This is a genomic window from Roseomonas sp. 18066 (genome assembly GCF_902706185.1).
Classification (GTDB): domain Bacteria; phylum Pseudomonadota; class Alphaproteobacteria; order Acetobacterales; family Acetobacteraceae; genus Pseudoroseomonas.
This window is the reverse complement of the sequence record NZ_CACSJM010000059.1, coordinates 1-13,212: the sequence shown is the minus strand read 5'-3', so window position 1 is coordinate 13,212 and position 13,212 is coordinate 1. Positions and strand designations below refer to the sequence as shown.

13 protein-coding genes and 1 pseudogene are annotated in these 13,212 nt (G+C 69.5%); 6 read left to right on the top strand and 8 right to left on the bottom strand.

The features are described 5' to 3' along the window. Positions 1–22: 22 nt before the first annotated feature. From GVN67_RS13840 to GVN67_RS13820, 5 genes are all read right to left on the bottom strand, one after another. Complete coding sequence (locus tag GVN67_RS13840) at positions 23–487, bottom strand: GNAT family N-acetyltransferase (protein ID WP_159996868.1); 465 nt, start codon at positions 485–487, stop codon at positions 23–25. A gap of 27 nt (positions 488–514) precedes the next feature. Further along, positions 515–955, bottom strand: coding sequence for a hypothetical protein (locus GVN67_RS13835; RefSeq protein WP_159996866.1), 441 nt, complete (start codon positions 953–955; stop codon positions 515–517). A 4-nt stretch (positions 956–959) separates the two neighbouring features. Further along, positions 960–1,370 (bottom strand): cupin domain-containing protein, encoded by a 411-nt coding sequence (locus GVN67_RS13830; RefSeq protein WP_159996864.1) that lies wholly within the window; start codon positions 1,368–1,370, stop codon positions 960–962. 12 nt (positions 1,371–1,382) lie between these two features. Then, the gene (locus GVN67_RS13825) at positions 1,383–2,186 is read right to left on the bottom strand and encodes an SDR family oxidoreductase (protein ID WP_159996862.1); all 804 of its coding nucleotides are present in this window, start codon (positions 2,184–2,186) and stop codon (positions 1,383–1,385) included. A 388-nt stretch (positions 2,187–2,574) separates the two neighbouring features. Next, positions 2,575–3,468 carry a LysR family transcriptional regulator gene (locus GVN67_RS13820; protein WP_159996860.1) on the bottom strand — a complete coding sequence of 298 codons (894 nt, stop codon included), beginning with the start codon at positions 3,466–3,468 and terminating at the stop codon, positions 2,575–2,577. 134 nt (positions 3,469–3,602) lie between these two features. Here GVN67_RS13820 and GVN67_RS13815 point away from each other — a divergent pair, with 134 nt between their 5' ends. After that, positions 3,603–4,742: an NADH-dependent flavin oxidoreductase gene (locus GVN67_RS13815; protein WP_159996858.1), complete on the top strand. Its 1,140-nt coding sequence runs from the start codon at positions 3,603–3,605 to the stop codon at positions 4,740–4,742. 25 nt (positions 4,743–4,767) lie between these two features. After that, a complete protein-coding gene (locus GVN67_RS13810; RefSeq protein WP_368667242.1) occupies positions 4,768–5,886 on the top strand; it encodes an aldo/keto reductase in 1,119 nt (372 codons plus the stop codon). A gap of 50 nt (positions 5,887–5,936) precedes the next feature. Here GVN67_RS13810 and GVN67_RS13805 read toward each other — a convergent pair whose 3' ends face one another. Continuing rightward, positions 5,937–6,356, bottom strand: coding sequence for a hypothetical protein (locus GVN67_RS13805; protein ID WP_159996856.1), 420 nt, complete (start codon positions 6,354–6,356; stop codon positions 5,937–5,939). A 328-nt stretch (positions 6,357–6,684) separates the two neighbouring features. On the opposite strand from GVN67_RS13805, the gene GVN67_RS13800 reads away from it, so the two are divergent. The 3 genes from GVN67_RS13800 (at position 6,685) to GVN67_RS13790 (ending at position 10,870) form a co-directional block, all read left to right on the top strand. Further along, on the top strand, positions 6,685–7,341 hold the full coding sequence (locus GVN67_RS13800) for a DUF882 domain-containing protein (protein WP_159996854.1): 657 nt from the start codon (positions 6,685–6,687) through the stop codon (positions 7,339–7,341). 229 nt (positions 7,342–7,570) lie between these two features. Then, positions 7,571–7,810: a hypothetical protein gene (locus GVN67_RS13795; protein WP_159996852.1), complete on the top strand. Its 240-nt coding sequence runs from the start codon at positions 7,571–7,573 to the stop codon at positions 7,808–7,810. A 282-nt stretch (positions 7,811–8,092) separates the two neighbouring features. Beyond that, complete coding sequence (locus GVN67_RS13790) at positions 8,093–10,870, top strand: bifunctional aconitate hydratase 2/2-methylisocitrate dehydratase (RefSeq protein ID WP_235035294.1); 2,778 nt, start codon at positions 8,093–8,095, stop codon at positions 10,868–10,870. 93 nt (positions 10,871–10,963) lie between these two features. Here the strand turns inward: GVN67_RS13790 and GVN67_RS13785 are convergent, their stop codons facing one another. Continuing rightward, the gene (locus GVN67_RS13785) at positions 10,964–11,659 is read right to left on the bottom strand and encodes an aspartate/glutamate racemase family protein (RefSeq protein ID WP_159996848.1); all 696 of its coding nucleotides are present in this window, start codon (positions 11,657–11,659) and stop codon (positions 10,964–10,966) included. 117 nt (positions 11,660–11,776) lie between these two features. On the opposite strand from GVN67_RS13785, the gene GVN67_RS13780 reads away from it, so the two are divergent. After that, positions 11,777–12,316 (top strand): NAD(P)H-dependent oxidoreductase, encoded by a 540-nt coding sequence (locus GVN67_RS13780; RefSeq protein ID WP_159996846.1) that lies wholly within the window; start codon positions 11,777–11,779, stop codon positions 12,314–12,316. A 42-nt stretch (positions 12,317–12,358) separates the two neighbouring features. Here the strand turns inward: GVN67_RS13780 and GVN67_RS13775 are convergent. Continuing rightward, positions 12,359–13,212, bottom strand: a pseudogene (locus GVN67_RS13775) (YncE family protein); the annotation flags it as partial.

The following is a 13,212-nucleotide window of genomic DNA, read 5'->3' as shown; positions in this document are numbered from 1 at the left end:
CGCCACGGCCGAGGCGCGCGGCTCAGCCGGCCTCCGCCGCCAGGGCGCCGAGCGCGGCCTCGCCCGTCGTCCAGCGGTCCCAGTCCGGGTCGGGCATGGCGCCGATGCCGCGGTAGAAGGCCTGGGCGGGGGCATTGTCCTTCAGCACGAACCAGCAGAGCTTGCGATGGCCCGTCTCGATGGCATGCCGCGCCAGCCGGCGCACCAGCCGGCGGCCGATCTGCCCGCCACGATGCGCCGGGTCGACGAACAGCCACTTCATCATCAGCAGCGGTTCCAGCGTGTGCATGAAGGGGATCTCGTAATGCACCGCCATGCCGGCCAGCCGGCCGTCGCCGCGATCCGCCACGAAGGCGCCGAATTCCGGCCGCGGGCCGAAGCCGCGGCGCAGCAGCTCGGCCTCGGTCAGCCGGAAGCCGCTGCCCCGCTCATAGGTGACGATGGCCTCGGTCAGCCTCAGCAGCTCGGGCACGTCGTCGCGAAGCATGGACCTGATATCAACCATCGGCATTCCTCATGGCCTGCGCCCCAGCAGCTCGTCCCGGCAGGCCTGGCTGAAGGCGTAGAGCGGGTCGAGCTCCCCGGCGCTGGTGATGTCGGCGAACAGCCGCAGCTCCTTGTTCGGCTCGAAATAGGTCGCGCCGATCCGGTTCATCACCTTCTCCGCCTCCCGCAGCGTCCGCGGCTGGCCGAACAACCGCAGCATGCTGACGATGGCATAGAGCTGCACCAGCTTGGCCGGGTCTTCCAGCTCATGCTGGAAGGCGTCGACGAACAGCCGCGACGCCTCGCGGATGAAGTCGCCATAGAGCAGCTCGCGGCGCGCGCGGTCCTGCGCGCGCTGCGTCGCCCGGGCCTGCGAGGCCTGGTTCAGCCAGGTGGTGGCGAAGGAGGCCAGCGCGCCGATCGCCGAGCCCGCCAGCGCCGCCAGCGCCGGGACATAGCCTGCCTCCACCGGGCTATTCGGGCAGCGGGGTGGTCAGCACGGTCTCGCCGGTGGCCACGACGAAGACCGCCAGCAGCCGGGCCGGCTCGGTGGCGCTGTCATTCCGGCTGAGGCTGTGGCGGTCGCCGGGCAACTCGGCGAAGCTCTCGCCCGCGCGATAGACCCGCGCCGGCCCGCCATTCACCGCGCTGCGGATCGCGCCCTGCAGCACGGTCGCATAGATGAAGGCGGTGGCGGGATGGGTATGCGCCGGCGAGGCGCCGCCCGGCCCATACTCCACCAGCACGCCGCGCAGGCTCATGCCGGGCGCGTTCGGCAGCACCTGGTCGAAGACCACGGCGATGCGGGCCTCCTCGCCATGGGCGAAGGCCGCAGCGGCGGGCAGCGCGGCGATCGCGGCCGCCAGCAGGAGACGCTTGATCATGCTCGCGCTCCGTCAGGCCGGCTGCCGGGCATGGGCGAGCCAGTCGCCGAAGCGCGTGGGCGCCAGGCGCGGCGCCGGGCCGGGCAGCAGCGATGCGTCGTCCAGCAACGCCCCGAAATAGCGCGCCTGCGGATCGGCCACGACCTGGCGCGGGTCCTGGGTGGCGTCGAGGAAGCGGCGCACCAGCTCGTCCAGCCGGAATGTCTCGGGGCCGGCGAGCTCGACGATGCCGTTCACCGGCGCGCCCAGGGTGACATCGGCCATGGCGTCGGCCACGTCGTCGGAGACGACCGGCTGGATCGAGGCGGATGAAAGATGAACCGCCATGCCCTGGCCCTCCGGCCTGGTGGCCGGCTTGGTCGCCGGCTTGGTCGCCGGCTTGGTCGCCGACTGGGCGATACCGCCGAGGAAGTCGAAGAACTGGGTCGAGCGCAGGATGGTATAGGGCCGGCCGGATGCGGCGATGAGCTCCTCCTGCGCCATCTTGCCGCGGAAGTAGCCGCTCTCGAGCAGCCGGTCGGTGCCGACGACGGACAGCGCGACATGATGCGCGACACCCGCCGCGGCCTCCGCGGCCAGCAGGTTGCGGCCGGAGGTGCGGAAGAATTCCAGCACCGCGCTGTCCTCGAAGGACGGCGAGTTCGCCACGTCCACCACGACCTGCGCGCCGGCCAGCGCCGCGGCCAGGCCCTCGCCGGTGATGGTGTTGATGCCCGAGGCCGGGGAGGCCGCGACCACCTCGTGCCCGCTGGCGCGCAGCCTGCCGACCAGCTTCGTGCCGATCAGGCCGCTGCCGCCGATGACGACAATCTTCATCGCGATCCCCGCATTCGCTGAGCGCGGCCCCGATTGACCGCCCTCGCGATGCATGACGAGGCGCCGGCGACGGATGTGACATGCGGGCCGCATCTTTCTGCCGCGATCTGGACCGAGCCCCAGCCATCAGGCCCGGCTCCCCCCCCCGATCGCCGCGACGGTCTGCGCGGGGGGCGTGCCGCGTCGGGCGCGCGGCGAGGGCGGGCAGGAGCAGGCGGCCGAGCAGGTCGGACATCCGGATGACGAAGCGGCGGTCGCAGGTCGCGCGATCGAAGCCCGCCTCCGGGGCGAAGACATGCTCGGCCGGCCGCGGCATCTGTCGCAGCATCCGTCGCAGCATCCGTCGCAGCATCTGTGGCACCGGCGCAGCCAGCCCGGTGCCGCGCGCTCAGGCCCGGTAGCGCAAGGCCTCGACCAGCAGGGTGAAGGCGGGCGTCGGCTGACGCCGGCTGGGATAGTAGAGATGATAGCCCGGCCGTGGCGGGCACCAATCCGCCAGCACCTGGACCAGGCGGCCGGCGGCCAGATGCTCCCGGACCTGGTCCTCCGGCAGGAAGACCAGGCCGAGCCCGGCCAGCGCCGCCTTCAGCATCGGCTCGATCCGGTTGAGGGTGACCCGCCCCTCGACGCGGCTCCGCACCTCCTGCTGCCGCTTGCGGAATTCCCAGACGTAGACACCACCCGATGTCGGCAGGCGCAGGTTGATGCAGACATGCTCGGTCAGGTCGCGCGGCGTCCTGGGGCGGGGGCGCCCGGCGAAGTAGGACGGCGCGCCCACCACGGCCTGGCGGAATTCCGGCCCGATGCGGACGGCGACCATGTCCTTCGCCACCTGCTCGCCGAGGCGGACGCCGGCGTCGAAGCGCTCGCTGACGATGTCGACCAGGCCGTAGTCGTAGGAGAGCTCGAGCTTGAGGTCCGGATAGGCGGCGAGCAGCGCCTCGGCGGCGGGCCAGATGATGGTGTCGGCCGCATGCTCGATGGTGGTGATGCGGATGGTGCCGGCCGGCTTCTCCCGCAGCGCGCTCAGCGCCGCGATCCCGGCCCGGATCTCCTCCAGGCGGGGGGCCACGGTGCCGAGCAGGCGCTCGCCCGCCACGGTCAGGGCGACGCTGCGCGTGGTGCGGCTCAGCAGGCGGACGCCCAGCCGCTCCTCCAGCCGGCGGACCGTGTGGCTCAGCGCCGCCTGCGAGGTGCCGAGCCGGGCCGCCGCGCGGGTGAAGCTGCGCTCCTCGGCCACCGCCACGAAGCTCGACAGGTCCTGGATCTCGTCGCGCGCCATCCATAAAAAACCGATATCAGTTCATGCGGGATTTACCGGCTAATGGCCGCGCGGCGCCAGCCCTAGCTTCGCCCCGTGACCTGGCCGGCATCGGCTGATGCGCTGCCCGGGCCGAACGCGAAGGGACCCCCCGCATGGCTTCCACCGAAACGGCGCTGCTCGGCGCCGCCCCCTTCGCCAGGGGATTGACGCTGCGCAACCGCGTGGTGATGGCGCCGATGACGACCTGGTCCGGCCATGACGACGGCACCGTCTCCGCCGCGGAGGAGGCCTATTACCGCCGCCGCGTGCAGGGTGTCGGGCTGGTCGTCACCGGCTGCACCGCGGTCACGCCGGGCGGCATCGGCTTCACCGGCGAATTCGCCGCCCATGACGACCGCTTCATCCCCAGCCTGGCGCGGCTGGCGGCGGCGGCCCGCAGCGGCGGCGCGCCCGCGGTGCTGCAGATCTTCCATGCCGGGAACAAGGCGGCGCCCGCCCTGGTGCCGGGCGGCGACATCGTCAGCGCCAGCGCGGTCACGACGCCGGCCGGGCCCTTCAGCCCCTCCGTCACGCCGCGCGCCCTGGCCGGGCCGGAGATCCAGGCGATCATCCGCGCCTTCGCCGAGACGACGCGGCGCGCCGTCGCGGCCGGCTTCGACGGTGTCGAGCTGCACGGCGCCCATGGCTTCCTGATCCAGAACTTCCTGTCGCCACGCTTCAACCAGCGCGACGACGGCTGGGGCGGCTCGCTGGAGAAGCGGATGCGCTTCCCGCTCGCGGTGGTCGATGCGGTGCGGCAGGCGATCGCCGACCATGCCGACCGGCCCTTCCTCCTCGGCTACCGGCTGTCGCCGGAGGAGCCGGAGGCGGGCGGGCTGCGCCTCGGCGAGGCGCTGGCGCTGGTCGACCGGCTGGTCGATGCCGGGATCGACTATCTGCACGGCTCGCTGTCCGACGCGGCCCTGGCGCGGCCGTTGGGCCAGGCGGAGGGGCCGACCATCACGCGCCGCCTGCAGGCATGCCTGGCCGGGCGGGTGCCGCTGGTGGTCGCCGGGCAGGCGCGGACGCCGGCGCAGGCCCAGGCCGTGCTGCAGGGGGGCGCCGACCTCGTCGCCATCGGGCAGGGGCTGGTGATGAACCCCGACTGGGTCGAGCGCGCCCGGCAGGGCCATGCCGCCGGGATCGAGACCGCCATCGCCGCGCCGGACGCCGCGCGGCTGGGCATTCCGGCGAAGCTGTGGGCGGCGATCGAGGCCACCCCCGGCTGGTTCACGCTCAGGCAGGCCGCCTGACGCCCTTTCAGGAGAAGCAGACACCATGAACCACCCGCAGCACCGAAGCCGCCGCGACGTCCTGGCCACCGCCGCCCTGCTGGGCGCGGCCCTGCCCCCGGGCGCCATGGCGCGGGCGCAGCCTGGCGGCCCGGCCATGACAGGACAGACCGCCATGAAGACCCGCAGGCTCGGCAGCCTGGAGGTGTCCGCGCTGGGCGCCGGCTGCATGAGCATCAGCGCCAATTACGGCCCGGCCGCCCGCCGCGAGCAGGGCATCGCCACGCTGCGGCTGGCGCATGAGAACGGCGTCACCTTCTTCGACACCGCCGAGGTCTATGGCCCCTACAGCAACGAAGACCTGGTGGGCGAGGCGCTGCAGCCGGTCCGCGGCGAGCTCGCCATCGCCACCAAGTTCGGCTTCGAGCTGGAGGATGGCGCCGGGGGCCTCAACAGCCGCCCCGACCGCATCCGCAAGGTCGTCGAGGCCTCGCTGAAGCGCCTGCGCACCGATCGCATCGACCTGCTGTACCAGCACCGCGTCGACCCGGCCGTGCCAATCGAGGAGGTGGCGGGCGCGGTCCGCGACCTGATCCGGCAAGGCAAGGTGCTGCATTTCGGCCTGTCGGAAGCCAGCCCGCGGACCATCCGCCGGGCGCATGCGGTGCAGCCGCTGGCCGCCGTGCAGACGGAGTATTCGCTGATGGAGCGCGACCCCGAGCGCAACGGCGTGCTCGCCGTCTGCGAGGAGCTTGGCATCGGCTTCGTGCCCTGGGGGCCGATGGGCATGGGCTTCCTGACCGGGACGATGCAGGCGCAGACCCGGCTAGACCCCAAGCTCGACCTCCGCAGCGGCTTCGACCGCTTCACGCCGGCGGCGATGGTGGCCAACCAGCCGGTCATCGCGCTGGTCGCGCGCTTCGCGCAGCGGGAGGAGGCGACGCCCAGCCAGGTCGCCCTGGCCTGGCTGCTGGCGCAGAAGCCCTGGATCGTGCCGATCCCCGGCACACGGCGCGAGGATCACCTGCGCGAGAATCTGGGCGCGCTGCGCGTCGATCTGTCGGCAGCCGACCTGCGGGAGATGGACGCGGCCTTCGCCGCGCTCACCATCCATGGCGGCCGGATGAATGCCGAGCAGATGAAGGTGGTCGATACGACTGCCTGACGCCGGCGGAGACACGGCGCGGGGGAGCACGCCGCCATGCCGGCCAGGGGTCAGCGGCAGTTCTCGCCTTCGCGGCGGAAGTTCAGCACCCGGTCGTCGCGAACCTCGAAGGTGACGACACAGGGTGTCGCCTCGTAGCTGGAGCCGCCGAGCGGGAAGCCGAGGCCGACGCCGGTGCCGAAGCCGCCGCCCCGGCCGTAGCCGCCGCGGCTGAAGCCGCCGGCGCCGACGCCGAAGCTGAAGCCCGAGGATGCCGGGGCGGCGCCGCTGCTGAAGCCGTATTCGAGAAAGCGCCGTTCCGCCGTCTCATAGACGCGCTGGGGCACGCCCAGCCCTTCGACCAGGCGGATCTCGGGCTGGCCTACATAGGTGGCCATGCCGCGGTCGAAATCCGCCGGGGCGTCGCTGGCGCAGGCGGCCAGGAGGGTCAGGCCGGAGAAAAGGACCATACGAGTGAGACGCGGGCACATGATCCTGATCCTCCGTTTAGAAGCGCAACGCAGGGCTTGGAGGCGCGGTTTCGGGGGGGGCGGGCTTCGCGGCCTGTGTCGTCGCCGGGACGGGCGCTTCCCTGGCACGGCCGAGGGCCATGTCCTCGTCGATCGCGAAGGCCAGGAACGCGGTGTTGTGACAGCCGGAAAGCGGCGCCGATCACCGTGGATAATTTTATTCGCGCGAACATCCAAGAGAAAATCGATGGGGAATGGCGAGGTAGCTACTCATATTTACTGCAAAAATTGATTAAAGCGCAATACCATTACCTTTGGTGCGGGTCCATTTTCTATTCCGAACAAGGGAATGAGGCTCTACCATGCCGTCATGCGCCGACGGATGTTTTGCACGACCTCATTGACCGCTGCCCTGTTGGCAAAGCCCGGAGCGGCCGCGGCCGCCGTGCTTCCTGCGCGCGAGCCGCCCGGCGCGCGCAGGCTTCGATTGCGCCACGCGGCGTCGGGCGCGGTCTTCTCCGGCATCTATCACAACGGGCATGCCGCCGATCCGGTGGCCATGGCGGAACTGTCGGAAGTGCTGGCCGATACCCGCACCGGCAAGGTCCGGCCCTTCGATGTCGAGGCCATCGACATCGTCTGGGAGATGAGCCGCCGCCAGCGCATGGCGGAGCTGATCGTCCTGTCCGGCTACCGGACCGAGGCCACGAATCGCGAGGTGAATGGCGCCGCCAACAGCCAGCACCTGCGCGCGGCCGCGCTGGACCTGCAGATCGCCACGTCGCAATTCGACAGCTTCGGCGATGCGGCCCTCAAGCTGGGCCGCGGCGGCGTCGGATTCTACCGGGCGCACGGCTTCATCCATCTCGATTCCGGCGTGGTGCGGCACTGGATCGACGGTGGCGGCCCTGCCGTGGCCGTGGTCAGGGGCCCGCCGCCCCGCACCGCCGCCGAGCAGCGCATCGACCGCCTGGCGGAAGCCTGGGCCAATCTGCGCCGACGTTGAGGCCGATCGGCTGCCGCGAGGCCGGGCGTCTGCCGTCTGGCTTGGTTGGAGGCGGGGCAAGGCAGGATGGGCGGGCAGCCTGACCACCCGTGTCGGCCGGCGGCGCGGCGGTCGAGGCGCTCCGTCACCCTTCACCGACCGCCCTTCGGGCATTTCCACCAGGGGGACGTGGCGCGATGGGCGCGCATCCGGCACGGGAGCCGGTCATCCCTGCTTCATCCAGAATTTGATGGGGAGCGTCGCGCGGCGCGTTGGTTCAGCGCCCATAGAGCCGATTCGTGGTGGCCATGCCTTCTCGGCGAAAGTCGTTAAAGTAATGCCTTGGATAGTTCATGCAAAAACGAGTGTTGGTTCCGAACAAAACGGAAATACGGCCTTAAAGTACGTCAAAAACACTCATATTTTTGATCGTCTCGATCTTTTAGTATTGAAGGCTTCCACCGTTGAATTGATGTTCTGGGCATCGTGAATCGGCCAATGCTTGATCCCCGGCCGGATCGCAAAAACCAGGCGGCGCAGGGCCAAACCGTCCCGCAACCCCGATCCAGCCCGCATGCGGGGCCATTTTTAACCGGCCGGCGTTGAATCCAAAGTACAATGTTTTGCTGGGATGCGGCACCTTGTCAGTTGGCCCGGCTTGGCGTACTCGGAGCCGTTCGGCCCCCAGGCAGATTAACAATACCGGTGCGTGGCGCCGCGTTTCGGCTCCAAGCACCACCTTCATGACGGTGGGAATGCGATGAAAGCCTACTTGGATTACCTGACCGAAATCAAAGGCAGAGAGGTTCAAGGGCTCGCTCCCAAGCCGATCGACGACGCCGGACTCGTCGGCGATCTGATCACCCTGATCAGGGACACCGGGCATGAGCTCCGGGAAGGCGCCCTGAAGTTCTTCATCTACAACACGCTGCCCGGCACCACGAGCGCCGCGGGCGTCAAGGCGGCCTTCCTGAAGCAGGTCATCCTGGGCGAGGCGATCGTCCCGGAGATCACGCCGGCCTTCGCCCTTGAGCTGCTGTCGCATATGAAGGGCGGCCCCTCGATCGGCGTGCTGCTCGACATCGCCCTCGGCGCCGACGCCGCGATGGCCGCGCAGGCGGGCGAGGTGCTGAAGACCCAGGTCTTCCTCTACGACGCCGACATGTTCCGGCTGCGCGACGCCTACCAGGCGGGCAATGCCGTCGCCCGCGGCGTGCTCGAGAGCTATGCCAAGGCCGAGTTCTTCACCGAGCTGCCGCCGGTCGAGGACGAGATCAAGGTGGTGACCTTCATCGCCGCCGAAGGCGATATCTCGACCGACCTGCTGTCGCCGGGCAACCAGGCGCATTCGCGCTCGGACCGCGAGCTGCATGGCCAGTGCATGATCACCCCCGCCGCCCAGCAGGAGATCGTCGCGCTGCAGAAGCAGCACCCCGACAAGCGGGTGATGATGATCGCCGAGAAGGGCACGATGGGCGTCGGCTCCTCGCGCATGTCGGGCGTCAACAACGTGGCGCTGTGGACCGGCAAGCAGGCCAGCCCCTATGTGCCCTTCGTCAACTTCGCCCCGATCGTCGCCGGCACCAACGGCATCTCGCCGATCTTCGCGACCACGGTCGATGTCACCGGCGGCATCGGCATCAACCTGAAGAACTGGGTCAAGAAGAACGGCCAGGACGGCAAGCCGATCCTGAACAACGACGGCAACCCGGTCCTCGAGCAGAAGTACTCGGTCGAGACCGGCACCGTCCTGAAGATCGACGTCAAGGGCAAGAAGCTGCGCGACGAGGCCGGCGTTGAGCTGGTCGACATCACCGGCGCCTTCACGCCGCAGAAGCTCGAATTCATGAAGGCGGGCAGCTCCTACGCCATCGTCTTCGGCAAGAAGCTGCAGACCTTCGCGGCGCAGACGCTGGGCGTCGAGACCATCCCGGTCTTCGCCGCCAACAAGGAGCTCTCGGTCGAGGGCCAGGGCCTGACCGCGGTCGAGAAGATCTTCAACCGCAACGCCGTCGGCGTGACGCCGGGCAAGATCCTGCATGCCGGCTCCGATGTCCGCGTCAAGGTGAACATCGTCGGCTCGCAGGACACGACCGGCCTGATGACGGCGCAGGAGCTGGAGGCGATGGCGGCCACCGTCATCTCGCCGCTGGTCGACGGCGCCTATCAGTCGGGCTGCCACACCGCCTCGGTCTGGGACAAGAAGGCGCAGGCCAATATCCCGAAGCTCATGTCCTTCATGAACAACTTCGGCCTGATCACCGCCCGCGACCCGAAGGGCGTCTACCACGCGATGACCGACGTCATCCACAAGGTGCTGAACGACATCACCGTGGATGACTGGGCGATCATCATCGGCGGCGACAGCCACACCCGCATGTCCAAGGGCGTGGCCTTCGGCGCCGATTCCGGCACCGTGGCGCTGGCCCTGGCGACGGGGGAGGCCACCATGCCGATCCCGCAATCGGTGAAGGTGACCTTCAAGGGCACCATGCAGCCGCATATGGACTTCCGCGACGTGGTCCATGCGACGCAGCAGCAGATGCTGAAGCAGTGCGGCGACAACGTCTTCCAGGGCCGCATCATCGAGGTCCATATCGGCACGCTGCTGGCCGACCAGGCCTTCACCTTCACCGACTGGACGGCGGAGATGAAGGCCAAGGCCTCCATCTGCATCAGCCAGGACGCGACGCTGATCGAATCGCTGGAGATCGCCAAGTCGCGCATCCAGATCATGATCGACAAGGGCATGGAAAACCCGGCGCGCACGCTGCAGGGGCTGATCGACAAGGCCGATGCCCGCATCGCCGAGATCCGCTCGGGCGAGAAGCCGGCGCTGACCCCCGACGCCAATGCGAAGTACTTCGCCGAGGTGGTGGTCGACCTCGACATCATCGACGAGCCGATGATCGCCGACCCCGACGTCAACAACGCCGACGTGTCCAAGCGCTACACCCACGACACGATCCGGCCGATCTCCTATTACGGCGGCACCAAGAAGGTCGACCTCGGCTTCGTCGGTTCCTGCATGGTGCACAAGGGCGACATGAAGATCGTCGCCCAGATGCTGAAGAACATCGAGAAGATCGAAGGCAAGGTCGAGTTCAAGGCGCCGCTCGTCGTCGCCGCGCCGACCTACAACATCGTCGACGAGCTGAAGGCCGAGGGGGATTGGGAAATCCTGCAGCGCTATTCCGGCTTCGAGTTCGATGACCTGGTGCCGAAGGGCCAGGCGCGCACCGAATACGAGAATATCCTCTATCTGGAGCGCCCGGGCTGCAATCTCTGCATGGGCAACCAGGAGAAGGCGGAGAAGGGCGACACCGTGCTGGCCACCTCGACCCGTCTGTTCCAGGGCCGCGTCGTCGAGGACACCAGCGAGAAGAAGGGCGAATCGCTGCTCGCCTCGACCCCGGTGGTGGTGCTGTCGGCCATCCTCGGCCGCACGCCGAGCGCCGAGGAATACAAGGCCGCCGTCGATGGCATCGACCTGACCAAGTTCGCGCCGCCGAAGGCCGCGCCGATCGACGCCTTGTCCGTCCAGTACTGAGCGCGGGACGTCTTCGATCCCGTGTGACGCCATGGCAGCCGACGAGGCTGCCATGGCCCGTTTGTCCCGGCTCCCGTGGGGACAGGACTGCGCCTAGCTTTCCAGCGCGCGCTCCACCGCCGCCTCGGCATGGATCGCCGTGGTGTCGAACAGCGGCACTTCGCTGTCCCCGGCGCCGACCAGCAGCATGATCTCGGTGCAGCCCAGGATCACCGCCTCGGCGCCGCGGGCGACCAGCCGGGCGATGACGGCGCGATAGGCGTCGCGGGATTCCGCGACGACCTTGCCCTGCACCAGCTCCTCGTAGATCACGCGATGGACCAAAGCGCGGTCCTCCTCCCCGGGGATCAGCACCTCCAGCCCGTGCTTCGCCTCCAGCCGGCCCCGGTAGAACAGCTGCTCCATGGTGAAGGCGGTGCCGAGCAGCCCGACCTTGCCGAAGCCCGCCGCCTTGATCCGCTCGGCGGTGGGATCGGCGATATGCAGCAGCGGCAGCGCCACCGCCGCCTGCACGTCATCCGCCATCCGGTGCATGGTGTTGGTGCAAATGAGCAAAAAGTCGGCGCCGCCGCGTTCCAGGCGCTGGGCGGCGGCGATCAGCTCGCGCGTGGCCTGGTCCCAGTCGCCGGCATGCTGCAGCGCCTCGATGCGGGCGAAGTCGAAGGACCACATCAGGCATTCGGCCGAATGCAGCCCGCCCAGCCGATCGCGCACCCGCTGGTTGATGATGCGATAATACTCGGCCGAGCTTTCCCAGCTCATCCCGCCCAGCAGCCCGATCACCTTCATGCCGCGTCTCCCCTGATCGCGCCGGCATCAGGGCGCAGCGGCGGCGCCGGCGCAAGCCCTGGCGGCCGCGCCCGGCCCAGGCCATGCTGCCCGCCGCAACCGCCGGAGGCCTCGCCGATGAGCAAGCTGCTGATCCTGTTCTGCCACCCGCATGTCGCGCGCTCCAAGGCCAATGCCGCGCTGCTGGGCGCCACCCGCGGGCTGGAGGGGGTGGAGGTGGCGCATCTGGACGGGCTCTATCCGGAGGGCGCCATCGACCTCGACGCCGAGGTCGCGCGCCTGATCGCCGCCGAGCGCGTCGTGCTGCAATTCCCGATCCAGTGGTATTCGACGCCGCCGCTGCTGAAGGCCTGGCAGGACAGCGTGCTGACCCGGATGTTCTACATGGCCTATGAGGCCGAGGGCCGCCTGATCGCCGGGCGCCCGCTGATGGTCGCCGCCACCGCCGGCAACCTGCCCGAGGCCTATAGCGCCGAGGGCGTCAACCTCTTCCCCCTGGCCGAGCTGCTGAAGCCGCTGCATTCGACCGCCAACCGCTGCGGCCTGGCCTGGCAGGAGCCTTTCCTGCTGTTCCGCGCGAACCGGCTGGAGGCGTCGGCGCTGCAAGACGCCGCCGCCGCCTATCGCACGCGGCTGCAGGCGCTGCTCGCCGCCTGAGCGCGCCGGGGCGCCCCATCGAGGGCGCCCCAGCCGACAGAATCACGGGCGGGCGCGGATGCGCAGCAGCGTGTCGCCTTCCTCGTTGCGGGCATTGGCCGACTTGTCCACTGCCCAGACCGTGCCGCGGCGGTCGGTCGCGACATGGTTGGCCAGCGGCGCCGGGCCCAGATTGGCGACGATCGTGCCGTTCTCGTCGGTCACCGTGACGGTGCCGGCGGCGCGGCTGGCGACGAAGGCGCGGCGCTGCGACGGGTCGAAGGCGACGTTCAGCGCGCCGGCGCCGACGGGGGTGTCGGCCACGACGCGGCCATCGGCCTCCAGCACCACCAGGTTGTCGCTGCCCTGGGCGGCGACGAAGATGCGGCCGGTCTTCGGGTCATGGCTGACGCCGATGGTGCCGCGCGCGCCCGGCACGGCGAGGACGCTTTCCACCGCATGGGTGGCGGTGCTGATCACCGCGACCTCGTTGGTGGTGTTGCTGACGACGTAGAGCTTGCCCGCTTCCGCATCCAGCGACAGGCTGGCGGCCGAGAAGGTGCCGCCGCGCACGCGCGACGCGATGGCGATGCGCGCCGCGACTTCCGCATTCTTCGTGTTGAAGACGACGACTTCCGGCTTGAAGGTGGCGCTGACAAAGGCCTTGCCGCGGGCGCCGTCGATGGCGACGTCGCGGGCATGGTTGACGGTGCCCGGCTCGAACTGGCGGACCAGGGCCAGGTCAGACTGGCGGTAGACGGCCACCGTGTCCTGGCGGGAGTTCGTGACCCAGACGGTGTCGTTCACCTCGTCGAGGCCGAGGCCATAGACGGCGAAGAGGCTGGGCTCGGCCGGTCCCCGTGCTGCAGCATTGGGCGCGCAGATGCTGAAGGTCACCGCCCGCGTAACGCCGGCCC